Annotated in this window: 19 protein-coding genes; 12 read left to right on the forward strand and 7 right to left on the reverse strand. The window is 55.8% G+C overall.

The annotated features are described in order from the left end of the window. Positions 1 to 35: 35 nt before the first annotated feature. Together QRN48_RS00440 and QRN48_RS00445 are read right to left on the reverse strand one after the other, a co-directional pair. The gene (locus QRN48_RS00440) at positions 36 to 923 is read right to left on the reverse strand and encodes a lysophospholipid acyltransferase (protein WP_191944228.1); all 888 of its coding nucleotides are present in this window, start codon (positions 921 to 923) and stop codon (positions 36 to 38) included. A 75-nt stretch (positions 924 to 998) separates the two neighbouring features. Next, a complete protein-coding gene (locus QRN48_RS00445; protein ID WP_191944296.1) occupies positions 999 to 1,553 on the reverse strand; it encodes a DNA-3-methyladenine glycosylase I in 555 nt (184 codons plus the stop codon). Between the two features lie 82 nt (positions 1,554 to 1,635). Here QRN48_RS00445 and glyQ point away from each other — a divergent pair, with 82 nt between their 5' ends. The 4 genes from glyQ to QRN48_RS00465 are packed head-to-tail and all read left to right on the forward strand — an operon-like array spanning position 1,636 to position 6,031. After that, a complete protein-coding gene (gene glyQ / locus QRN48_RS00450) occupies positions 1,636 to 2,583 on the forward strand; it encodes a glycine--tRNA ligase subunit alpha (RefSeq protein ID WP_037016961.1) in 948 nt (315 codons plus the stop codon). Further along, complete coding sequence (glyS, locus tag QRN48_RS00455) at positions 2,580 to 4,634, forward strand: glycine--tRNA ligase subunit beta (RefSeq protein ID WP_037016959.1); 2,055 nt, start codon at positions 2,580 to 2,582, stop codon at positions 4,632 to 4,634. The genes glyQ and glyS overlap by 4 nt, the downstream gene beginning before the upstream one ends. Before the next feature lie 11 nt (positions 4,635 to 4,645). Continuing rightward, on the forward strand, positions 4,646 to 5,203 hold the full coding sequence (gene gmhB / locus QRN48_RS00460; RefSeq protein WP_152597704.1) for a D-glycero-beta-D-manno-heptose 1,7-bisphosphate 7-phosphatase: 558 nt from the start codon (positions 4,646 to 4,648) through the stop codon (positions 5,201 to 5,203). Positions 5,204 to 5,260: 57 nt separating this feature from the next. Beyond that, entirely contained in the window at positions 5,261 to 6,031 is a 771-nt protein-coding gene (locus tag QRN48_RS00465; protein ID WP_037016956.1) for a lysophospholipid acyltransferase family protein, read from the forward strand. Positions 6,032 to 6,213: 182 nt separating this feature from the next. Here QRN48_RS00465 and QRN48_RS00470 read toward each other — a convergent pair whose 3' ends face one another. Further along, complete coding sequence (locus QRN48_RS00470) at positions 6,214 to 7,401, reverse strand: MFS transporter (protein WP_285348306.1); 1,188 nt, start codon at positions 7,399 to 7,401, stop codon at positions 6,214 to 6,216. 338 nt (positions 7,402 to 7,739) lie between these two features. On the opposite strand from QRN48_RS00470, the gene QRN48_RS00475 reads away from it, so the two are divergent. Together QRN48_RS00475 and QRN48_RS00480 are read left to right on the forward strand one after the other, a co-directional pair. Further along, positions 7,740 to 8,855 (forward strand): acyltransferase family protein, encoded by a 1,116-nt coding sequence (locus tag QRN48_RS00475; protein WP_285348308.1) that lies wholly within the window; start codon positions 7,740 to 7,742, stop codon positions 8,853 to 8,855. 60 nt (positions 8,856 to 8,915) lie between these two features. Beyond that, positions 8,916 to 10,064 carry an acyltransferase family protein gene (locus QRN48_RS00480; protein WP_285348310.1) on the forward strand — a complete coding sequence of 383 codons (1,149 nt, stop codon included), beginning with the start codon at positions 8,916 to 8,918 and terminating at the stop codon, positions 10,062 to 10,064. Positions 10,065 to 10,129: 65 nt separating this feature from the next. Here QRN48_RS00480 and gyrB read toward each other — a convergent pair whose 3' ends face one another. From gyrB to dnaA, 4 genes are read right to left on the reverse strand one after another with little or no spacing between them, the layout of a single operon-like run. Then, positions 10,130 to 12,547, reverse strand: a complete 2,418-nt coding sequence (gene gyrB / locus QRN48_RS00485) for a DNA topoisomerase (ATP-hydrolyzing) subunit B (RefSeq protein WP_037016953.1) — start codon at positions 12,545 to 12,547, stop codon at positions 10,130 to 10,132. Between the two features lie 4 nt (positions 12,548 to 12,551). Further along, positions 12,552 to 13,655 (reverse strand): DNA replication/repair protein RecF, encoded by a 1,104-nt coding sequence (gene recF / locus QRN48_RS00490; protein WP_285348313.1) that lies wholly within the window; start codon positions 13,653 to 13,655, stop codon positions 12,552 to 12,554. Between the two features lie 13 nt (positions 13,656 to 13,668). Continuing rightward, positions 13,669 to 14,772, reverse strand: coding sequence for a DNA polymerase III subunit beta (dnaN, locus tag QRN48_RS00495; protein ID WP_037016947.1), 1,104 nt, complete (start codon positions 14,770 to 14,772; stop codon positions 13,669 to 13,671). Between the two features lie 35 nt (positions 14,773 to 14,807). Beyond that, on the reverse strand, positions 14,808 to 16,343 hold the full coding sequence (gene dnaA, locus QRN48_RS00500) for a chromosomal replication initiator protein DnaA (RefSeq protein ID WP_191944220.1): 1,536 nt from the start codon (positions 16,341 to 16,343) through the stop codon (positions 14,808 to 14,810). A gap of 584 nt (positions 16,344 to 16,927) precedes the next feature. On the opposite strand from dnaA, the gene rpmH reads away from it, so the two are divergent. From rpmH to mnmG, 6 genes are all read left to right on the forward strand, one after another. Continuing rightward, the gene (gene rpmH / locus QRN48_RS00505) at positions 16,928 to 17,062 is read left to right on the forward strand and encodes a 50S ribosomal protein L34 (RefSeq protein ID WP_002551315.1); all 135 of its coding nucleotides are present in this window, start codon (positions 16,928 to 16,930) and stop codon (positions 17,060 to 17,062) included. A 16-nt stretch (positions 17,063 to 17,078) separates the two neighbouring features. Then, positions 17,079 to 17,480 (forward strand): ribonuclease P protein component, encoded by a 402-nt coding sequence (gene rnpA / locus QRN48_RS00510; RefSeq protein WP_037017607.1) that lies wholly within the window; start codon positions 17,079 to 17,081, stop codon positions 17,478 to 17,480. Next, on the forward strand, positions 17,473 to 17,718 hold the full coding sequence (yidD, locus tag QRN48_RS00515) for a membrane protein insertion efficiency factor YidD (protein ID WP_074886126.1): 246 nt from the start codon (positions 17,473 to 17,475) through the stop codon (positions 17,716 to 17,718). Before rnpA ends, yidD begins: the two co-directional genes overlap by 8 nt. A gap of 2 nt (positions 17,719 to 17,720) precedes the next feature. Beyond that, on the forward strand, positions 17,721 to 19,400 hold the full coding sequence (yidC, locus tag QRN48_RS00520; protein WP_285348322.1) for a membrane protein insertase YidC: 1,680 nt from the start codon (positions 17,721 to 17,723) through the stop codon (positions 19,398 to 19,400). 76 nt (positions 19,401 to 19,476) lie between these two features. Beyond that, entirely contained in the window at positions 19,477 to 20,847 is a 1,371-nt protein-coding gene (gene mnmE / locus QRN48_RS00525) for a tRNA uridine-5-carboxymethylaminomethyl(34) synthesis GTPase MnmE (RefSeq protein WP_285348324.1), read from the forward strand. A 521-nt stretch (positions 20,848 to 21,368) separates the two neighbouring features. Beyond that, entirely contained in the window at positions 21,369 to 23,267 is a 1,899-nt protein-coding gene (gene mnmG / locus QRN48_RS00530; protein WP_285348326.1) for a tRNA uridine-5-carboxymethylaminomethyl(34) synthesis enzyme MnmG, read from the forward strand. Position 23,268 lies beyond the last annotated feature (1 nt).

Raw genomic sequence — 23,268 nt, forward strand, 5'->3', positions numbered from 1 at the left:
GGCAGTGGTGGAAGAGGCTGGCATTGCGCCGGTCATCAATACCAGCGCTTTTCGCCTTCGGGGCGTTTTTTGAAGCGCTTCATGGTCCACATGTACTGGCTTGGGTAGGCCCGCACGTACCTCTCGACTACTTTGCTCATGGCCGCCGCCGACGTTTCAGTGTCGGTGCTGTACATGTCATCGGGCGCCGCTTCGAGCACCACTTTGTAACCCGAGCCATCCTCCAGGCGCATCGCGTGAAGAAACACGCCTACCGCTTTGCCACCTGCCAGCATGTTCGGCACAAACTTACTGGTGAGCGCCATCGTTCCGCAAAACGGGACGAAAATGCCGGCTGACTCGGCAGGCTCAGGATCTGCAGGGATGCCAACCGAGCCACCTTTGCGCACCTCCTTGATCACACTGAGAATGCCTTCCTTGGTAGAAGCCGCCACGCGATTACCCAATTGCACGCGCTGTTTGCGCAGCAGGTCATCCACGGCCTTCAGTTTGGGCGGCCGGTAAAAAATGATCGGTTTGCACTGACTGCAGTAAAAGTGGTTGAGCACTTCCCAGTTGCCCAGATGACTAGTGATACCCACAACGCCCTTGCCCGATGCCAGCGCGTCCTTAAGTACCTGGAGCCCTTCGACCTCACGCACCAGGTTGATCGACTTCTGCGCCGGCCAGATCCAGGCGCAAGCGCTCTCGGTCAGCGTCTTGCCTATGTCCATCAAACTGCGGCCGACCAACGCTTCAAGCTCGGGCGGACTCAGCTCGGGAAAGCATTTGGAAAGGTTTATCCGCGCAACATCGCGAGAGCGATTGGGCAATTTCCACATCAGCCAGCCGATACAGGTGCCGACCCATTGGACCGCGCGCCATGGCAACAAGGCAAACAGCCGCAATGCCCCAACCATCAAGGCGCCTTTGAACTTATCCACAGATCACTCCCGAATACATGAGGCGGTCATTGTAACCACCGCGCGAATCAATCGCCCGCTCATCCTGCTTTATGGTCAGGCACCGGCCAGTTCCGCATACCGGTCGCAATCCACTGTGTGGTCCATGACCATCCCTGTCGCCTGCATATAGGCATAACAGATGGTCGGACCTACGAAAGTGAATCCGGCTTTTTTAAGCGCTTTACTCATGGCTTCGGCTTCCGGCGTGATAGCCGGGACTTCACTACGGTCCTTGAAATGGTTGATCTTCGGACTGCCGCCAACAAAAGACCAAAGGAGGGCAACCGGATCATCCAGCCGGAGCCAGGCCTGGGCGTTCTTGCGGGCGGCATTGAGCTTGAGACGATTACGCACGATGCCCGGCTCCAGCATCAGCGCCTCTATCTGCGCATCGGTCATCGCGGCAATGCGCTGGACGTCGAACCCGAACATCACTTCGCGGTAGCGCTCGCGCTTTTTGAGGATGGTGATCCATGACAGTCCAGCCTGGAACCCTTCGAGCAACAAGAACTCGAACAGCATCTGCGCATCGCGCAACGGCACACCCCACTCTTGATCGTGGTAGTCCATGTAAAGCGGGTCTTCGTTGCACCAAAAGCAGCGTGGCATAGGGCTCCCAAGGGTGGAGGCGCGGCCGAATCGGGTATACTCCCGCTCTTTAAATCGCAGCCCCCCAGTACAGGTGAATTTCGTGAGCCAGCCTACGCCAGCCGTGCGTACCTTCCAAGACTTGATCCTCGCCCTCCAGCAATACTGGGCTGAGCAAGGTTGTGTGGTACTTCAGCCCTACGATATGGAAGTGGGCGCCGGCACTTTCCACACCGCAACGTTTCTGCGCGCCATCGGCCCGGAAACCTGGAACGCCGCCTACGTACAACCGAGCCGTCGTCCTACCGATGGCCGTTATGGCGAGAACCCGAATCGCCTGCAGCACTATTACCAGTTTCAGGTCGTACTCAAGCCCAACCCGGACAACTTCCAGGAGCTGTACCTCGGCTCGCTGAAGCATGTCGGCCTGGATCCGCTGGTGCACGACGTTCGCTTTGTCGAAGATAACTGGGAATCACCCACCCTCGGCGCCTGGGGCCTGGGCTGGGAGATCTGGTTGAACGGCATGGAAGTGTCGCAATTCACTTATTTCCAGCAAGTTGGCGGCATCGAGTGCTATCCCGTAACGGGCGAGATTACTTATGGCCTAGAGCGTCTGGCGATGTACCTACAGGGCGTTGAGTCAGTCTATGACCTGGTCTGGACCGACGGGCCATTCGGCAAAGTGACCTACGGCGATGTCTTCCATCAGAACGAAGTCGAGCAATCGACGTACAACTTCGAGCACGCCAATGTTGACAAGCTGTTTGAGCTGTTCGACTTCTACGAGAGCGAAGCCGTACGGCTGATTGAAGTCGAGCTGCCACTGCCGAGCTACGAGATGGTCCTCAAGGCCTCCCACACGTTTAACCTGCTGGATGCCCGTCGCGCGATTTCCGTGACTGCGCGTCAACAATACATTCTGCGCGTCCGTACCCTCGCTCGCTCCGTGGCCCAGGCGTACCTGACGGCCCGGGCCAAGTTGGGCTTCCCGATGGCTGCGCCTGATATCCGTGATGAAGTGTTGGCCAAGCTGGAGGCAGCGCAATGAGTGCTCAAGATTTTCTGGTCGAGCTGGGCACCGAAGAACTGCCACCCAAAGCACTGAATACTTTGGCCGATGCGTTCATGGCCGGTATCGAAAAGGGCCTGCAGGCTGCAGGTCTGACCTACAGCGCCAAACAGGTTTACGCAGCGCCACGTCGACTGGCCGTGCTGATTACCCAGCTCGCCACCGAGCAGCCTGACCGCAGCGTTAACCTGGACGGGCCACCCCGCCAGGCAGCGTTCGACGCAGAGGGCAATCCCACCCAGGCCGCATTGGGCTTCGCCAAGAAGTGCGGCGTCGATCTGAGCGAAATCGATCAAAGCGGTCCGAAGCTGCGTTACAGCCAGAGCATTCCGGGCAAACCAACGCTGAGCCTGTTGCCAACCATCGTCGAGGATTCTCTCAACGACTTGCCAATCCCCAAGCGCATGCGCTGGGGCGCGCGCAAGGAAGAGTTCGTACGGCCGACTCAATGGCTGGTGATGCTGTTTGGCGATCAGGTCGTTGACTGCACCATCCTCGCTCAGACCTCCGGCCGGGAATCGCGTGGCCATCGCTTCCATCATCCGGAAAGTGTGCGCATTACCTCGCCAGCCAACTACGCCAGCGATCTGCGCGCCGCTCACGTGCTTGCAGATTTCAACGAGCGTCGCCAGCTCATCAGCAAGCGTGTTGAAGAGCTCGCCGCTCAGCATGAGGGCACCGCCATTGTGCCGCCGGCATTGCTGGATGAGGTGACCGCGCTGGTCGAATGGCCAGTGCCGCTGGTGTGCTCGTTCGAGGAGCGCTTCCTAGAGGTGCCACAGGAAGCCCTTATCATCACGATGCAGGACAACCAGAAGTATTTCTGCCTGCTCAATGCCGAGGGCAAGCTGCTACCGCGTTTTATCACTGTCGCGAACATCGACAGCAAGGACGCATCGCAGATTGTCCTGGGTAATGAGAAAGTTGTGCGCCCGCGCCTGACCGACGCCGAGTTCTTCTTCAAGCAGGACAAGAAGCAGAAGCTTGAGACCTTCAATCAGCGCCTGCAGAACGTTGTCTTCCAGGCCCAGTTGGGCACGGTTTTCGACAAGGCTGAGCGGGTATCCAAGCTGGCTGCATTCATTGCCCCACGCATTGGTGGCGATGCTCAGCGCGCCGCACGTGCGGGTCTGCTGTCCAAGTGCGACCTGGCCACAGAAATGGTTGGCGAATTCCCGGAAATGCAGGGCGTGGCCGGCTACTACTATGCCTTGGCTGATGGTGAGCCCGAAGACGTCGCGTTGGCGTTGAATGAGCAATACATGCCACGTGGTGCTGGCGCTGAACTGCCAGGTACGCTGACTGGCGCAGCTGTGGCCATCGCCGACAAGCTCGACACCCTCGTCGGGATTTTCGGCATCGGCATGCTCCCGACCGGCAGCAAGGACCCATACGCATTGCGCCGCGCGGCGCTCGGCATCCTGCGCATTCTGATCGAGAAAAAGCTGGACCTGGACTTGGTCAAAACCGTGCAATTCGCGGTCGCTCAGTTCGGTGTGAAGATCAAACCGGCCGGCCTGCCGGAACAGGTTCTTGAATTCATCTTCGACCGCCTGCGCGCTCGCTATGAAGACGAGGGCGTCGACGTTTCGGTTTACCTTTCGGTTCGCGCCTTGCAGCCGGCTTCCGCCCTGGACTTCGATCAGCGTGTTCAGGCTGTGCAGGCATTCCGCAAGCTGCCCGAGGCTGCAGCACTGGCCGCAGTCAACAAGCGTGTGTCGAACCTGCTCAGCAAGGCGGACGGCAACATCGCTCACACGGTAGAGCCGAAGTATTTCGATAACGCCAACGAGTTTTCGCTGTACTCGGCGATTCAGCAGGCAGATCAGGCCGTAGCGCCCATGTCCGCCAGCCGCCAGTACAACGAGGCGCTGACGCGTCTTGCCGCACTTCGTGAACCTGTCGATGCATTTTTCGAAGCGGTAATGGTGAACGCAGAAGACGCCAGTGTGCGGGCCAATCGTTACGCCTTGCTCGCCCGTCTGCGCAATCTGTTCCTTGGCGTTGCCGACATCTCCTTGTTGAGCTGATTGCGAGGGATATGCCAGTGAAGTTGCTGATTCTCGATCGGGACGGGGTGATCAACCAGGACTCCGATGCTTACATCAAGTCGGTGGAGGAGTGGGTTCCGATTCCTGGTTCGGTCGAGGCCATCGCGCAACTGAGCAAGGCCGGCTGGACGGTGGCGGTGGCCACTAACCAGTCCGGCATTGCTCGCGGCTACTACGATCTCGCGACACTTGATGCCATGCATGCGCGCTTGCGTGAACTCGTGGCACAGAACGGAGGCGAGGTCGGACTGGTTGTCTATTGCCCCCACGGCCCGGACGCTGGCTGCGATTGCCGTAAGCCAAAACCTGGCATGCTCAAGACAATCGCCCGCCATTACGCCGTCGATTTAGCCGGCGTTTGGTTTGTGGGTGACAGTAAGGGTGACCTGGACGCGGCAGCTGCCGTCGATTCACAACCTGTATTGGTTATGACAGGCAAAGGTCAGAAGACGCGAAGCGGGCCATTACCCGCCGGCACGTTGATTTTTGAAGATCTGGCGGCGGTCGCCGCAGAACTTATTCACAACAGCGAACTGTTGGAAGGCTGAGGCCTGTCCAGCAGACCGCTTAATTCGGGCTATCGCCCCGTAACGGTATAAGCAGCTATGTCGATTGTGCAGGCCATCAGGATCTTCTTCTTTTACCTGCTGCTGGGCACCAGCGCCCTGCTGTGGTGTTCGCTCAGTTTCTTTATTGCGCCTTTCCTGCCATTTCGCGCTCGTTATCGCTTTATCAACGTCTACTGGTGTCGCTGTGCACTGTGGCTGACGCGCGTGTTGCTCAACATCAAAGTCAACATCACCGGCCAGGAAAACATTCCCGAGACGCCATGCGTCATCGTCTCCAATCATCAAAGTACCTGGGAGACGTTTTTTCTATCGGCGCACTTTCAACCTTTGAGCCAGGTACTCAAGCGCGAGCTGCTGTACGTGCCTTTCTTTGGCTGGGCCATGGCGATGCTCCGTCCAATCGCGATCGATCGTAATAATCCCAAAGCGGCGCTCAAGGTCGTCGCAAAGAAAGGCGACGAATTGCTCAAGGATCGCGTTTGGGTGCTCATCTTCCCTGAGGGCACGCGGGTACCTTACGGCCAGATCGGAAAGTTCTCACGCAGCGGTTCGGCACTGGCGGTTAATGCAGATCTCCCCGTCTTGCCCATCTCACACAACGCCGGCCGGTATTGGCCCAAAGAGGGCTGGGGGAAGAAGCCTGGGACTATTGAGGTCGTCATTGGCAAGCCGATGTATGCCGAGGGCACTGGCCCTCGCGCAATCGCTGCGCTGAACGATCGCGTGTCGGCCTGGAACGAGCAAACGCAGCGCGATTTGGGATCACCTGCGGTGCCTGCCCCCCTACCGGAAAAATCCGCCGTCTGAATTTGTGGATAACCTGTGCACTAAATGTCGCAAAATCTCGGAATTACACTGCTAACTCATTAATTCTAATGCTTATTTCTCGCAGTGCTTACGGCGACAAAACCGTGCATAAGTTTTTCTTAGCCTTTGTCGATTGCTTGAAAAGGCCGGTCTTGAGCCTGCGCAGCCAAGACCGTGTGTGATCAAGCGGTCTTAGCCGACGCTGTACTGTAACGCGTGCATAGCGTCCCCATACCGACTAACGCAATCCCGCCGCACGCCGCTGCGACAAATCCCATGGCAGGTGAAACGCTGTCGATCGCAAAACCCACAATCGGGGCCGACAGCGTCTGGCCTATGCGGTAGGCCGAATCATGCAAGCCCATCACTTCTCCTCTGACGCTTGAAGGCGCCAGCTTTGCAACCGCTTCCGAACCTGCAGCCAGCGTCGGAGTGCACAGCAGGTTGGTGGGTAGCAGCGCGAGCATAAGCCACCACCAGACGTCATCAAAAAAGACTACGGGTAGCAGCAACACGCTCATCGCCAGAGCGAGCTTCATTTGCGACCAAGACCTGTGGACAACCCCGTGGACATACCCGCCCACGATGGATGCAATGGACATGGCAGCGATGACATAACCGGTAAAGGCAAGTTGATCGCTGGCACGCAACACGGCAATGAGTGCCAACTCTGTGCCGTACAGCACGAATAAAGCACCCGCACTGACAAACATGACGGCTAATAAACGGCCGCTCATCCATGTGCGAAGTTTGGGTCGGACGCGATCTGGATTCGCCGCGACTTCATCCAGATTTCGGGTAGGCCAGTTCAATACATACAGTACGACGTAGGAGAGTGCGCGCCAAAGGCCTATGCCCGCCAGAGTGGCAGTCGCCGAATAGGTGGTGATCAACAGGATGCCGCTGGCGGGCCCGATCACGAATGAGAGTTCCATGAGCATCATGTTCAGCGAATACGCGGGACGGCGCTGATCTTCCGGAACCAGACTGGCCACGAACTGCCGCGCAAGCGATCCTGTCGGCACGGTAAAAAGACCGGCTATAAAAGCCAAGAGGACATAGAGCCAATAGCTCACCATAGGGAGCAGTATCCACGCGAGCGTCGACAGCGTCCCGCACACAGCCACCACCGGGCGTAAGCCATGACGGTCGATCATCCGGCCGAGCAGGGGAGAGCCCACCGCGAAACCCAAGGCAGTCGCCGTCCCCACCACGCCCGCATCAAAATAACTGCCGCCCATTTCGTTGAGCACATGCAGGCTCAGCGTGAGCCCCATGATGGTCAGCGGCAGACCCGCGACGAACATGAATAACGTGGCAGGCAGCACTCGAGGGATTGCCAGGACTTTTTGGTATTTGCGAATCGACATATGACTGAAGCTCCTTGGTCTTTCACTGTCCTGATGTTGCGGTGCAATTGACGGGTACTTCGGCTCATGTTGGCGTGGCTCGCTAACAGAAACTCAAAACCCTGTCCCGCGTATCAAAAACTATCGTTCAGGATTCCGGGCCAAAATATTGGCTGACAGGGCGTGCAGGTTATCCACAGCACGATTAGGGAAGGCAATTAGACGCGCAGAATTCCCAGTGTATTGTTCATGCTCAACACCATTTACAACCCTCTCGATATCGCGCGTCCCCGACGGCGTAAGTGTCACAGCGGTGAATGGATCGAATCGGTACGACCCTGATCGCGCGCGGAGGCAGTATGAATACGTTGGGTGACCTGGCGTCCAGACGGGACAACAACTTTAACCTCATCAGGATAATCGCCGCAGCAGCGGTACTGATTTCTCATAGCTATCCTCTTGCGCTCGGCCATGATGCGGTCGAACCACTCTCTGACCTGATCGGCCTTTCCCTCGGTGAGGTGGCGGTAATCACGTTCTTTTGCGTCTCCGGCTTTTTTATCTCGCTTAGCCGCGATCGCGCAGGCGGCACGATCAACTTCTTCACCGCTCGATTTCTGCGCATCTATCCGGGACTGGCATTAGTACTGCTGGTCAGTGTGTTTCTGATCGGACCTTTGTTTACGACACTGAGTACGTCGGAATATTTCCGCTCAGGTGAAACATACGGTTATCTCACCCACAACCTAATGCTGTTCAACATGAAGTACCGGCTGCCTGGCGTGTTTGAGATGAACCCTTGGCCAGGTATAAATGGGTCACTCTGGACGCTTTTCTTTGAGGTCGCCTTTTACATTCTGGTCGGCGCGCTGGGTGCATTCTCTGTCTGCAGCGAGCGACGCAGATTCTCCGGGTTTCTTGTTTTATACGCCGCGCTGTACATCACGTTCAAAGGGCTGAGATTGAACAGTGCGCTGTTCAACAACTTCTACGGCACCGAAGCTTTTTTCATGTGGAGCTTGCCATTTGTTCTGGGCATGTCCTTCTACCAATATCGTCAGCATATCCGCCATCGTTTATTCGGCCTCCTGCCTTTCGCTGTTTTGGCGGCCTGCACATGGCGCACCCCGTTTTTCTTCGAGTGCGGGGTGCTGGCGTGGACATATCTGATTTTGTACCTGGGGTTCGCTTCCCAGCCTGTGATCGCCCGTTACAGACACCTGGGCGATTACTCCTACGGTGTTTATATCTATGCCTTTCCGGTCCAGGAAATCCTTGCCCTCCTTTTCAAAGGCATCAGCCCTGTCAGCATGATGCTGCTCGGTTTCCCGGTTGTATTACTGGCAGCCGTATTCTCTTGGCACTTTATCGAGAAGCCCGCCATGGCAAGGCGCGGCAGCGTTGCCGACTTTATCAGCAGTCGTCTGGACACAATGAAAAGGCCTCGGGCCACAGTTGGGAAAGGTAAAGCATGATCGCCCAAGCCCGAAGTTCGGGCTGAACGCGTTTGGCATGTATTCAACAGGGAGTTCGCGATGAAAAGATTTCAAGTGCTGGACGGGTTCAGGGGTATCTGCGCACTGAGCGTTGCGGTCTATCACGTCCACGTTCCACAGAGCTTCGGCGAATGGGCATTCTTCAGAAACGCGCATTATCTGGTGAGCTTTTTCTTTGTCCTGAGTGGCTTCGTCATGGCCCATACCTACCGCCAGAGGCTTGGCACGAAAGGTCAGTTCAGGCAGTTCTTCATCACTCGCACCTTCCGACTCTATCCATTGCACGTCTTTGTGCTCCTGTTCGCCATCGCACTGGAGATCGTGAAGCTGAGCGCAGAGCGTGCCGGTATAGCCTTCAATCAGCCGAGTTTCACCGGGCAGCGCGCCCCTCAGGAGATCATTCCCAACCTGCTGCTCCTCCAATCCTGGTGGCCAGGATTCAATCCCCAGTCGTTCAACTTTCCGGCGTGGAGCATCAGCGTCGAGTACTACATTTACATGATTTTTGCGGGGATACTCCTGTGTACCCCGCGAGTCGCCAGTCTGATATTCCTGATCATCTCAGCGATGGCTGCCGCGTGTTTGTCGCTCGGACTTGCTCACTTAATGGAGCCGGCATTACAGGGGCTGTCTTGTTTCTTCGCAGGGGTTATGACCTATAAGCTTTATACGGTTATCCACAAGAAGGCCCTCTCGCCGTGGCTGCTCACCTTCCTGGAAGTGATCGGGATTTGGATGACGCTGAGCTTGCTGGTGAGCGAGATCGGTCAAAAGCAGCTTATTTTGATGGTGGTCTTCTGCGCGCTGATATTGGTCTTTTCTTTCGAGGGAGGGGTTGTCTCGACCCTGCTTAAAGCTCAACCATTTGAGAGGCTGGGTGCGCTGTCCTACTCGATCTACATGGTCCATGCGATGGTTTTGTTCGCTGTCACCTTAGGGTTGATCTTGGTGGGGAAGGTCACTGGTTACACCGTCGTCACTTACGATGCCGCAGCCCCTGGTCCAATGCTTTCCTTCCAGAACGCAGTCGCTGACAACCTCCTGCTCATCGGTCTGCTAATCATAATTGTGCGTATATCTGCGATCAGCCATCAATGCATCGAACTCCGCGGTATTGAGTGGGGCAAACGGTTGAGCAGGAGAGGGCTGATTACATCGCCAACCAGTCAAATCAAAACGGTAAGCTGAACATCTCAAACAAAAAAGCCCCAACGATTCGCATCGTTGGGGCTTTTTTTATTTACGGGTGAACCTTAGAAATCGAGGTTCGACACTGCAAGTGCGTTGGCTTCGATGAAGTCGCGGCGCGGCTCTACTGCATCACCCATCAGGGTGTTGAAGATCTGATCAGCACCGATAGCGTCTTCGATCGTGACTTTGAGCATGCGACGCACGCTTGGGTCCATTGTGGTTTCCCACAACTGATCGGGGTTCATCTCACCAAGACCTTTATAGCGCTGAATCGTGTGACGTTTGGTGCTTTCCGCCATCAACCAAGCCAACGCTTCCTTGAACTCCGTGACCGATTTCTTGCGTTCGCCGCGTTGTACGTAGGCGCCTTCTTCGAGCAAGGTACTGATTTGAGCGCCCAGTGCGGTGACCGTTTTGTAGTCATTGCTGCCGAAAAAGTCGCGGTTGAAGGTTACGTAATTAGACAAACCATGGGAGATCAGCTCGACCTCAGGCAGCCACACGTTACGCTCGCGGTCTTCCCGCAAACTGGCCTTGTAAACCAAACCGGACTTTTCACCGACGCGCAGGCGTTCATCAAATTTTGCCAGCCACTCTTGCATGGCAGCATGGTCCGACAGCTGCTCCATTGGTACAGCCGGCAGATACACAAAGTGCTCGGTCAGCTCCTGCGGGTAAAGACGGGACAGACGTTTGAGGGTCTTCATGACCATACGGAAGTCGTGTACCAGTTTCTCCAACGCTGCGCCGGAAATACCAGGCGCCGATTCGCTCAAGTGCAGGCTGGCATCTTCAAGTGCGGACTGGGTCATGTACTCTTCCATGGCCTCGTCGTCCTTGATGTACTGCTCTTGCTTACCTTTCTTGACCTTGTACAACGGTGGCTGAGCGATATAGATGTAGCCACGCTCCACCAGCTCGGGGAGCTGACGGAAGAAGAATGTCAGAAGCAAGGTTCGGATGTGCGAACCGTCAACGTCCGCATCGGTCATGATGATGATGTTGTGGTAGCGCAGCTTGGCGATGTTGTACTCGTCACGGCCGATACCGCAGCCCAGCGCGGTGATCAATGTTCCCACTTCTTGGGAAGAGATCATTTTGTCGAAACGCGCCTTCTCTACGTTCAGGATCTTGCCCTTGAGCGGGAGGATGGCCTGAGTTTTACGGTTACGTCCTTGCTTGGCGGAGCCGCCAGCAGAGTCACCTTCTACCAGGTACAGCTCGGAAAGGGCAGGGTCTTTTTCTTGGCAGTCAGCCAGTTTGCCAGGCAGGCCTGCAATATCGAGCGCCCCCTTACGACGGGTCATCTCACGCGCTTTTCGTGCAGCTTCCCGAGCACGTGCCGCATCGATCATCTTGCCGACGACGGCTTTCGCTTCATTCGGGTTCTCAAGCAGGAAGTCAGAGAAATACTTGCCCATCTCCTGCTCAACCGCTGTCTTCACCTCTGACGAAACCAGTTTGTCTTTTGTCTGCGAGCTGAACTTCGGATCAGGGACTTTAACGGAGATGATCGCGGTGAGGCCTTCGCGTGCATCGTCACCTGTGGTGGCGACTTTGTGCTTCTTCGCCAGACCTTCCTGCTCAATGTAGTTATTCAGGTTACGGGTCAGGGCTGAGCGGAAGCCGACAAGGTGGGTGCCACCGTCACGCTGCGGAATGTTGTTCGTGAAGCACAAGAGGTTCTCGTTGAAGCTGTCATTCCACTGCAATGCAATCTCAACGCCGATGCCATCTTCACGCTGGATGTTGAAGTGGAAGACCTGGTTGACGGGCGTCTTATTGGTATTCAAGTATTCGACGAACGCCCGCAGTCCACCTTCATACTTGAACAACTCCTCCTTGCCGCTGCGCTCGTCTTTCAGAACGATACCCACGCCGGAGTTCAGGAAGGAGAGTTCACGGATCCGCTTCGCCAGGATGTCCCAGCTGAAGTGAATATTCTTGAAGGTCTCAGAGGACGGCTTGAAATGGATCTCTGTACCCGTGGTTTCACTCTCGCCAACGATTTGCATCGGCTCTTGTGGCACGCCGTGGACATACGTCTGCTCCCAGACCTTTCCACTGCGGCGAACAGTCAGGTTTAAAACCTCGGACAATGCGTTCACGACTGAAACGCCTACACCATGCAGACCGCCGGATACCTTGTATGAGTTATCGTCAAACTTACCGCCAGCGTGCAATACGGTCATGATGACCTCGGCTGCGGAGACGCCTTCTTCTTTATGGACATCGACAGGGATGCCACGTCCATTGTCGCGAACAGTGATCGATTCATCCGGGTGAATGATGATGCTGATGTCGTCGCAGTGACCTGCCAACGCCTCGTCGATCGAGTTGTCCACTACCTCAAACACCATGTGGTGGAGGCCGCTGCCGTCATCTGTGTCGCCGATATACATACCAGGACGTTTGCGTACGGCATCAAGCCCTTTCAGCACTTTGATGCTGGTCGAGTCGTACGTTTGGTTTTCGCTCATGCCTTCACTCCCGGTGGTCGTGGGTCTGGGTGATATTGCCATGTTCCACGTGGAACACAGCAACTGGCGTTTCCGCCAGCCAGCCTTCCCGCAACAATTCATGATCTACGCAGGTTATGAATACCTGGCAGCGTAATTCTTCCAGCAGCCGACAAAGCGCGCCGCGGTGGTTCTCATCGAGCTCCGATGGAAGGTCGTCGACGAGATAAATACATTGGCCACGACGGGCCGTGCTTACTAAATGTCCCTGAGCAATCCGCATGGCGCAGACCACCAGCTTCTGCTGCCCACGAGAAAGGATGTCCGCCGCATTATGCCCGCCGAGCCGCAGACGTAAATCTGCACGTTGGGGCCCTGCTTGCGTATGACCCATCTGCTGATCGCGATAGAGCGAGGATGCGAGTACGTCGCTCAGGTTCTTTTCTTTGTCCCATCCTCGATAGTAACTAAGTGTCAGCCCATCGATCTGAACAAGCTCACGCAGGGTTTGCTCAAATACCGGCTTCAATGCCTTGATATAAGCGCGCCGATACTCGTCGATTTCATCACTAGCCAGGCACAACTCACGGTCCCAGGCGGCCTGCGAAGCGGCGTCAAGTGTACCATGGCGAAGCCACGAGTTCCGCTGCCTCAGGGCCTTCTGGAGCCGTTGCCACGTAGCCATAAATCGAGGTTCCACGTGGAACACTCCCCAGTCCAGGAACTGACGGCGGATCTTGGGAGCACCTTCCAAAAGCCTAAAGCTATCCGGATTAATTAGCTGCAGGGGCAAAGTCTCAGCGAGCTGCGCCGCGCTCTTCGCATTTTGGCCATCGATGCGAATTTGAAAATCACCCTGACGCTCGCGGGATACGCCGAGGCTGCTATACCCACCTTCGGCGAGTTCGACCTGTCCAAATACCGTACAGGCAGGCTGCTCATATTGGATGACTGGCTGTAACCGAGCACTGCGGAATGAGCGCGCCAGGCCGAGGAGATAGATGGCTTCAAGAACACTGGTTTTCCCACTGCCGTTGGCGCCGTAGAGGATGTTGATGCGAGGGGAGGGAGAGAACGTCACCGGGTGCAGATTGCGCACCCCGGTGACCGAGACGCGGCTAAGAGACATTGATCAACTGCTGTTACAGACGCATCGGCATGACGACATAAGCCGAGTCGTCATTACCAGATTCCTGCACCAATGCGCTGCTGTTGGAATCCGAGAGGATCAGACGAACTTGTTCGGTCGTCATGACACCCAATACATCAAGCAAGTAGCTTACGTTGAAACCTATCTCTAGCGAGCTACCGTTGTAATCAACGCTTATCTCTTCTTCGGCTTCCTCCTGCTCCGGGTTGTTCGCCTGAATTTTCAACTGACCGTTAGCCAACTGAAGACGAATACCCCGGTACTTTTCATTGGAGAGAATCGCGGTACGGCTAAACGCTTCTCGCAATGCCTGACGATCACCCACCACCAGCTTGTCCCCACCTTTAGGCAGCACTCGCTCGTAGTCCGGGAATTTACCGTCGACCAGTTTGGAAGTGAACGTGAACTCGCCTGTTGTCGCCCTGATGTGATGCTGGCCGAGCACGATGCTGACCAAGCCATCCTGCTCTGTTAGCAGGCGTGCAAGCTCCAGGATGCCCTTACGAGGAACGATGACTTGATGGCGGTCAGCCTGCTCAATGTCCGCTGCCATGGAGCACATGGCTAGCCGGTGGCCATCTGTTGCCACAGCTCGCAGAATGCCTGACTGGACCTCGATCAACATACCGTTGAGATAGTAACGAACGTCTTGCTGAGCCATCGCAAAGCTGGTGCGTTCAATCAGACGGCGCAGCTTGCTTTGAATAAGGCTGAAAGTGAGAGAGCCCGGGCCTTCTTCAACAGTCGGGAAATCGTTCGCAGGCAGCGTTGACAGTGTGAAGCGACTGCGGCCAGCCTTCACGATCAGTTTTTGTTCATCCAACTTGATGTCGATAAGAGCGTCGTTAGGAAGGCTCTTGCAGATGTCCATCAGCTTTCTGGCGGGCACTGTGATCTCACCTGGCTCCGCAGGCTCCTCCAGCTGGACGCGACCAACCAGCTCAACTTCCAGATCGGTGCCCGTCAGTGACAACTGCTGGCCTTCTACAACCAAGAGTACGTTCGACAGAACCGGCAAGGTCTGACGGCGTTCGACAACGCCGGCGACCAGTTGCAGGGGTTTCAACAGGGCTTCGCGTTGAATGGTGAAATGCATGGTCTAGTCCCTTGCCTTGATAAGCTGCGACGGCATCATGTTGTTAACGTACGCAGCAAGTTCTTGTAGTCCTCGCGGATGTCCGCATCGGATTCTTTCAATTCGTTAATCTTGCGGCACGCATGTAACACCGTGGTGTGATCTCGGCCGCCAAACACATCACCGATTTCCGGAAGGCTGTGGTTGGTCAGTTCCTTGGACAATGCCATCGCCACCTGGCGCGGTCGCGCGACGGACCTGGAACGACGCTTGGACAGCAGGTCGGAGATTTTGATTTTGTAGTATTCGGCAACGGTCCGCTGGATGTTATCCACACTTACCAGCTTGTCTTGCAGGGCGAGCAAGTCCTTCAACGATTCGCGGATCAATTCAATCGTGATGTCGCGGCCCATGAAGTGCGAATGGGCGATGACGCGCTTCAGCGCACCCTCAAGCTCACGCACGTTGGAACGGATACGCTGGGCAATGAAGAACGCAGCGTCGTGAGGGAGATCGACTTTCGCCTGATCCGCCTTCTTCATCAAAATAGCGACCCGTGTTTCCAGCTCTGGTGGCTCAACGGCTACTGTCAGCCCCCAACCGAAACGTGACTTGAGACGCTCTTCAAGCCCTTCGATCTCTTTAGGATAACGGTCACTGGTGAGAATAACCTGCTGACCACCCTCAAGAAGGGCGTTGAAGGTGTGGAAAAACTCCTCCTGGGAACGCTCCTTGCGCGCAAAGAATTGAATGTCATCGATCAGGAGCGCGTCAACGGAGCGATAGAAGCGCTTGAACTCATTAATGGCGTTGAGTTGGAGCGCCTTGACCATATCCGCCACAAACCGCTCGGAGTGCAAATAAACCACCTTGGCGTTCGGGTTTTTCTTGAGCAGATGGTTACCCACAGCATGCATCAGGTGAGTTTTACCCAGGCCCACACCGCCATAAAGAAAGAGGGGGTTATAGCCATGCTTGGGATTATCCGCTACCTGCCAGGCGGCCGCTCGTGCCAGCTGGTTGGACTTGCCTTCGACAAAGTTTTCGAATGTGAAGGTCCTGTTGAGATAGCTGGTGTGCTTGAGCGCGCCCTCAACCTGAACGTTACGCTGCTCGGCGCGAGCTGGAGCTTGCTGGGAACTGGCACCCGCCATCGGATCGAAGCTAGCCCGAGAGGGTTCGTCTTCAACATTCAACGAGGTTTGGATCATAGGAGCAGAAGTTGAAACGGGCTGCGGTGCGCGCGGGGGAACGGGCGCTTCGCTGGTGGCCGCTATCTCGGCAGCTTGAGACGCGGCGGCAGCCGCAGCCAGCGGTGCATTCGGCGCGGCACGTGGGGCCGAGCTACGTTTGCTTCCTATTAATAAGGACAGGGATGGCGCGATTCCTTGACCGTGCTCGCTGAGTAACTCGAGCAGCCGACCCAAGTACTTCTCATTGACCCAGTCCAGTACAAATCGATTGGGCGCATACACGCGCAGTTCATCGCCTTCGGCTTCAACCTGCAACGGACGGATCCAGGTGTTGAATTGCTGGGCAGGCAGCTCATCGCGCAAAAGCTCAACGCATTGCTGCCAAAGTTCCACTGACACAAATATCCCCTAGATTCTGAAGCCGGTGAGGCAAAAACAAGCCGCCATTGTAACCACCCGAAGCTGACTTATCCACATGAAGGTGGGGCACTAATGCATGAAATCCCGGTGTGGGTGCTTAAAACGACGCCTCTCGGTGGATAGATAAGCTCTGTGGATAACATGACGTCAGCCCATTGCATAACACAGGGTTGAAGGCTGTGGATAAGGCCCCTGTGGATAACCTGCCGAGTTGCACACAGCTTGTAATCAGCCGCCGCACAGCCGGGGCACTGCTTTTGGACAGACTTTCATTCCTCTGTACACAAGGAAAAACGTGGCCCTCAGAGCTTTATCCACAGATCCTATCGCCCTAAGCTTTTATAAGCTTTACAAAAAAGCTTTAAATACCTTCCTTCTTTATTTCTATATTTGGGTTCGAAGCATGCACCGGCTGATCGGTCGCTGTCGATGAATGCACAGCAGGAACTAAATGCAAGAAACGTTGGTTGGAAATTGACCTGCGAGCCCGCTTTCTCTAGAATCCCCGGTCTCTTAAAACGGGGGCCATTCCGGCCCGTTGTGGACGAACCAGGTAACACGCCATGAAACGTACTTTCCAACCCAGCACTATCAAGCGCGCTCGCACCCACGGTTTCCGTGCTCGTATGGCCACCAAAAACGGTCGCGCAGTCCTGTCGCGTCGTCGCGCCAAAGGCCGTAAGCGTCTGGCAGTTTGATTAATCGGCACAGGTGGTGAGTCAGGACTTCAGTCGGGAAAAGCGTTTGCTGACCCCCCGGCATTTCAAGGCAGTCTTTGACTCCCCCACCGGCAAGGTTCCGGGGAAAAATCTCCTGCTCCTTGTGCGCAACAACGATCTTGATCATCCCCGTCTCGGGCTGGTGATCGGGAAGAAGAGTGTGAAGCTCTCCGTTGAGCGCAACCGCTTGAAACGCCTGATGCGTGAGTCGTTTCGCCTTCACCAGGACACCCTGGTCGGATGGGATATCGTCGTCGTCGCGCGCAAAGGCTTGGGTGACATTGAAAACCCCGAATTGATTCAGCATTTCGGCAAGCTCTGGAAACGTCTGGCGCGCAGCCGGCCCGATCCCGAACTTAAAACCGAAACTGCGGGGGTAGACAGTCCTGATGCGTAAACTGGCGCTCGTTCCGATCCAGTTTTACCGCTATGCCATCAGTCCCCTGATGGCCAGTCACTGTCGTTTCTACCCCAGTTGCTCCTGCTACGCGTACGAGGCCATTGAAAATTATGGTCTGGTGCGTGGTGGCTGGCTGACCTTACGTCGCTTAGGTCGGTGTCATCCGTGGAATCCCGGTGGTTATGACCCGGTTCCACCTGCTCCCACCTCCCGTTCCTCTTCGATGGCCGAGTAATCATGGATATTAAACGCACGATCCTGATCGTCGCCCTGGCAATCGTGACCTATGTCGGTGTCCTGAAATGGAACCAGGACTACGGTCAGGCTGCCTTGCCGACTCAGAATGTTGCTGCCACCACCAATACATCCGCTATTCCTGATGCTCCGCAAGGTTCAGCGACTGCCAATGCAGACGTCCCTAGCGCTACAGGCGAAGTCGCTGCGCCCGCGGAAATCCCCGTGGCCACCAGCAAAGATCTGATCCAGGTGAAGACTGACGTCCTCAATCTGGAAATTGATCCGGTAGGCGGCGATGTGGTGCAGCTTCGTTTGCCGCTGTATCCACGCCGTCAGGACCATCCCGAAATTCCTTTCCAGCTGTTCGATAACGGCGGCGAGCGGATTTTCCTTGCTCAGAGCGGTCTGACTGGCACAAACGGTCCCGACGCTCGAGCCACTGGTCGTCCGGTTTATTCGGCTACGCAGAAAAGTTTTCAGCTGGCCGACGGCCAGAATGATCTGGTCGTCGACCTGAAGTTCAGCGATGGTGGCGTTAATTACATCAAGCGCTTTACGTTCAAACGTGGCCTGTATGACCTGACCGTTTCCTACGTGATTGACAACCAGAGCGCGCAGCAGTGGAACGGTAGCCTGTTCGCACAGTTGAAACGCGATGCGAGCGCCGATCCATCCTCGACTACGGCGACAGGGACAGCCACCTACCTGGGCGCTGCCATGTGGACGCCTTCGGAACCCTACAAAAAGGTTTCCATGAAGGACATCGACAAAGGATCGGTGAAAGACACTGTTCAGGGCGGGTGGGTTGCCTGGTTGCAACATTACTTCGTGACCGCCTGGATTCCGAACAAGGCTGACAGCAACACCGTTACCACTCGTAAAGACAGCGCTGGCAATTACATCATCGGTTTCACTGGGCCGGCATTGACTGTCGCACCTGGCGCGAAAGCTGAAACGACCGCTACGCTTTACGCTGGCCCGAAGAGCCAGGCAGTCCTGAAGGAGTTATCCCCAGGTCTGGAACTGACAGTGGATTACGGCATTCTGTGGTTCATCGCCCAACCCATTTTCTGGCTGTTGCAACATATTCACAGCCTTGTGGGTAACTGGGGTTGGTCGATCATTTTCCTGACGATGCTAATCAAAGGGCTTTTCTTCCCGCTGTCGGCCGCCAGTTATAAATCCATGGCCAGAATGCGTGCAGTTGCGCCTCGACTCGCCGCGTTGAAAGAACAGCATGGCGATGATCGTCAGAAGCTGTCTCAATCAATGATGGAGCTGTACAAGAAAGAAAAGATCAACCCGCTGGGTGGATGCTTGCCGATTCTGGTGCAGATGCCGGTGTTCCTTTCCCTGTACTGGGTACTGCTGGAAAGCGTCGAGATGCGCCAGGCGCCTTGGCTCCTGTGGATAACCGACCTGTCGATCAAAGACCCGTTCTTCATCCTGCCGATCATCATGGGCGCCACCATGTTCATCCAGCAGCGTCTGAACCCGACACCTCCGGACCCGATGCAGGCGAAGGTCATGAAGTTGATGCCAATCATCTTTACGTTCTTCTTCCTGTGGTTCCCTGCCGGTCTGGTGCTGTACTGGGTTGTGAACAACACCCTGTCCATTACTCAACAGTGGTACATCACCCGCAGCATCGAAGCGAAAGCCAAGAAAGCTGAAGCCTGATCTACCCTGTTAACAAGTTCTTCAAACGCCCCCTCGTGGGGCGTTTTGCTATCCGTCAGTTCTTCAGGAGTCGGCCATGAATGTCCTTTTTGAAACCATTGCGGCCATCGCGACGGCTCCCGGCCGAGGAGGTGTCGGTATCATTCGAGTTTCCGGCCCCCACGCTGGCAAATGTGCCGAGGCAATTCTCGGCAAACTGCCTCAACCTCGTTATGCGCATTACGGCGCTTTCAAAGGGGTAAATGGCGCGGTAATCGACGAAGGCATTGGTCTCTACTTTTCTGGTCCTCATTCGTTTACCGGGGAGGATGTGCTCGAGCTTCAAGGGCATGGCGGGCCTATTGTTCTGGACATGTTGCTTGAGCGTTGCGTGCAGCTGGGATGCCGCCTGGCGCGCCCGGGCGAGTTCAGCGAACGCGCGTTTCTCAATGACAAGCTTGACTTGGCCCAGGCAGAGGCAATCGCTGACCTCATTGAGGCGAGCTCTGCACAAGCGGCGCGCAACGCGCTGAGATCACTGCAGGGTGCTTTTTCTCAGCGAGTCCATGAGCTCACGGAAAAGCTGATCAGCCTGAGAATTTATGTCGAAGCGGCGATTGATTTTCCTGAAGAGGAAATCGACTTCCTCGCAGACGGCCATGTGCTGACAATGCTGGATAGCGTGAGGGCGCAGTTATCCACAGTATTGCGGGAAGCTAACCAGGGTGCCCTCCTCAGAGACGGCATGAATGTGGTCATTGCCGGCAGGCCTAACGCCGGTAAGTCGAGCCTGCTGAACGCCCTTGCCGGTAAAGAGGCGGCGATCGTGACGGAAATCGCAGGTACCACCCGGGATGTCCTGCGCGAACATATCCACATTGATGGTATGCCGCTCCATGTGGTCGATACTGCGGGACTTCGTAATACAGACGATCAAGTCGAAAAAATTGGTGTCCAGCGTGCGCTCCAGGCAATAGGCCAGGCTGACAGAATTTTGCTGGTGGTGGATGCAACGGCGCCGGAAGCGGACGATCCGTTTGCACTCTGGCCCGAGTTTCTCGACATGCGACCTGACCCCGCCAACGTTACCCTGATTCGCAACAAGGTCGACCTGAGCGATGAAGCTGTGCAGCTGTCCACCAGCGTCGATGGGCATGTGACGATCAGCCTTAGTGCCAAAGCCGGTGGTGAAGGCGTTGAGCTTCTGCGCGAGCATCTGAAGGCCTGCATGGGATATCAGCAAGCGGCTGAAGGAAGCTTCAGCGCAAGGCGGCGCCACCTCGAGGCGCTGCACAAAGCAAGCGCCTCCCTCGAGCATGGTCGCTCTCAGCTGACCTTGGCGGGGGCTGGGGAGTTGCTTGCCGAAGATCTGCGCCAAGCGCAGCAGTCTTTAGGCGAAATCACGGGTTCGTTCACCTCAGACGATTTATTGGGACGGATATTTTCCAGCTTCTGCATAGGCAAGTAACGCATCGCTCTCCAAAAGGCAGGCTAATCAGGTTGGTCTGCCCCCTCCCCAATCTACCTTTTGCGACTGTCCTGTCAGCTCATGGCAATGGGTGTGGCTGATCTCGCGCCAAATTTGGCCTCAGCACGAATTCACGTAACATGAGCCCTGTGCATAAGCGGGCCTAAGGTCAGTTGATAAATGGGCTTTCAGCATGAGGATAAACACACCTGTGGACAAGTAGGCTTTTAATCCACAGGCTTAAATAGGTTATCCAATGGCCTCCGAAGCACATGACCACAGACCTTAAGTATTCTGTACATCACGGCTTATAAGGCCTGTGTCGATCTATCCACAGAAAAGGTGCCCAGTAGAAATAAACATAAAAACAAAGATTTTATAAATTTCTTTCTTTTTAATTTCTATAACGCGCCTTTATCCACATCTGGTTAAATTTTGCGCATCAGGTTCCTTAGGCTGGGGTAAGTGCCTATACTTGCCGCCCAATCCTATTCCCCCAATCAACAGGCACGAGGTGCGTGGTGGATTTCCCTTCCCGTTTTCAAGTGATCGTCATCGGCGGCGGTCATGCCGGTACCGAGGCAGCACTGGCGTCTGCACGTATGGGTGCTACTACCCTGCTGCTTACGCACAACGTGGAAACCCTCGGCCAGATGAGCTGCAACCCGGCCATTGGCGGCATTGGTAAAAGTCACCTGGTCAAAGAGATCGATGCACTTGGCGGTGCCATGGCAACCGCGACCGATAAAAGCGGTATTCAATTTCGCGTGCTGAATGGTCGTAAAGGCCCAGCTGTCAGAGCCACCAGGGCCCAGGCCGACCGTGTGCTTTACAAAGCTGCGGTCAGGGAAATCATCGAAAATCAGCCCAATCTGTGGATATTCCAGCAGGCGTGCGACGATCTGATCGTGGAACAAGACCAGGTGCGCGGTGTAGTCACCCAGATGGGGCTGCGTTTTCTGGCTGATTCCGTTGTTCTCACCACAGGCACGTTTTTGGGTGGACTTATCCACATCGGTCTGCAGAACTATTCGGGCGGTCGAGCAGGTGATCCGCCCTCCATCGCACTGGCACGCAGGCTTCGTGAGCTACCGCTGAGAGTGGGTCGGCTGAAAACAGGCACGCCTCCACGCATTGACGGACGCTCGGTAGATTTCTCGGTGATGACCGAACAACCGGGTGATACACCGATTCCCGTCATGTCGTTCATGGGGTCCAAGGCACAACACCCTAGCCAGGTCAGCTGCTGGATTACCCACACGAATGCCCGCACGCACGAAATTATCGCGGCGAATCTGGATCGGTCGCCAATGTACTCGGCTGCTGGAGAAATCGAAGGAGTGGGGCCTCGGTACTGCCCATCGATCGAGGACAAGATCCATCGCTTCGCCGACAAGGAAAGCCATCAGGTGTTTATCGAACCGGAAGGTTTGACGACTCATGAGCTTTATCCCAACGGTATATCGACTTCGCTGCCGTTCGACGTACAGCTGCAGATCGTTCGTTCCATCCGCGGTATGGAAAACGCACACATCGTTAGGCCGGGCTATGCCATCGAATATGACTATTTCGATCCGCGAGACTTGAAATACAGTCTCGAAACCAAGGTGATTGCGGGATTGTTTTTCGCAGGGCAGATCAACGGCACGACCGGCTACGAAGAAGCCGGCGCACAAGGTTTGCTCGCCGGCGCCAACGCAGCCCTCAGGGCGCAAGGCAAGGACAGCTGGTGCCCGCGTCGCGATGAGGCTTACATTGGCGTGCTGGTAGATGACCTGATTACGCTCGGTACCCAGGAGCCCTACAGGATGTTTACCTCGCGCGCCGAATACCGCCTGATTTTGCGCGAGGACAACGCGGACCTGCGGTTGACCGAGCAGGGCCGGGCGCTCGGCTTGGTGGACGACACCCGCTGGGCGGCATTCTGCGCCAAGCGCGAGGGCATTGAGCTGGAAGAACAGCGTCTGAAGTCGACCTGGGTCCGGCCGGGTACCGAGCAGGGCGACGCGGTCTCGGCGCACTTCGGTACACCGCTGACCCACGAATACAATCTGCTGAATCTGCTAAGCCGCCCGGAAGTCGACTACGCCAGTCTGGTTGCGCTGACCGGTCATGGTGCGTCGGACCCGCAGGTAGCTGAACAGATCGAAATCAGGACCAAATACGCCGGTTACATTAACCGTCAGCAAGACGAGATCGCTCGTCTGCGTGGCAGCGAAAACACACGGCTTCCTGCAGATATCGACTACACCGGTATTTCCGGTCTTTCCAAAGAGATCCAGAGCAAGCTGGGGATAACTCGACCGGAAACGCTTGGTCAGGCCTCGCGAATTCCGGGGGTGACGCCAGCAGCAATTTCTCTTTTGCTGATTCATTTGAAAAAACGCGGCGCGGGCCGCCAGTTGGAGCAGAGCGCTTGAG

The organism is Pseudomonas sp. ME-P-057, from assembly GCF_030208975.1.
GTDB classification, from domain to species: domain Bacteria; phylum Pseudomonadota; class Gammaproteobacteria; order Pseudomonadales; family Pseudomonadaceae; genus Aquipseudomonas; species Aquipseudomonas lutea.

Coding starts and splice junctions, on each gene's coding strand:
- QRN48_RS00470 (WP_285348306.1), bottom strand. CDS start 7,401: ATGTCGATTCGCAAATACCAAAAAGTCCTGGCAATCCCTCGAGTGCTG.
- gyrB (WP_037016953.1), bottom strand. CDS start 12,547: ATGAGCGAAAACCAAACGTACGACTCGACCAGCATCAAAGTGCTGAAA.
- gmhB (WP_152597704.1), top strand. CDS start 4,646: ATGCCAGTGAAGTTGCTGATTCTCGATCGGGACGGGGTGATCAACCAG.
- rpmH (WP_002551315.1), top strand. CDS start 16,928: ATGAAACGTACTTTCCAACCCAGCACTATCAAGCGCGCTCGCACCCAC.
- yidC (WP_285348322.1), top strand. CDS start 17,721: ATGGATATTAAACGCACGATCCTGATCGTCGCCCTGGCAATCGTGACC.
- mnmE (WP_285348324.1), top strand. CDS start 19,477: ATGAATGTCCTTTTTGAAACCATTGCGGCCATCGCGACGGCTCCCGGC.
- glyS (WP_037016959.1), top strand. CDS start 2,580: ATGAGTGCTCAAGATTTTCTGGTCGAGCTGGGCACCGAAGAACTGCCA.
- QRN48_RS00475 (WP_285348308.1), top strand. CDS start 7,740: ATGAATACGTTGGGTGACCTGGCGTCCAGACGGGACAACAACTTTAAC.
- QRN48_RS00445 (WP_191944296.1), bottom strand. CDS start 1,553: ATGCCACGCTGCTTTTGGTGCAACGAAGACCCGCTTTACATGGACTAC.
- QRN48_RS00465 (WP_037016956.1), top strand. CDS start 5,261: ATGTCGATTGTGCAGGCCATCAGGATCTTCTTCTTTTACCTGCTGCTG.
- dnaN (WP_037016947.1), bottom strand. CDS start 14,772: ATGCATTTCACCATTCAACGCGAAGCCCTGTTGAAACCCCTGCAACTG.
- QRN48_RS00480 (WP_285348310.1), top strand. CDS start 8,916: ATGAAAAGATTTCAAGTGCTGGACGGGTTCAGGGGTATCTGCGCACTG.
- yidD (WP_074886126.1), top strand. CDS start 17,473: ATGCGTAAACTGGCGCTCGTTCCGATCCAGTTTTACCGCTATGCCATC.
- recF (WP_285348313.1), bottom strand. CDS start 13,655: ATGTCTCTTAGCCGCGTCTCGGTCACCGGGGTGCGCAATCTGCACCCG.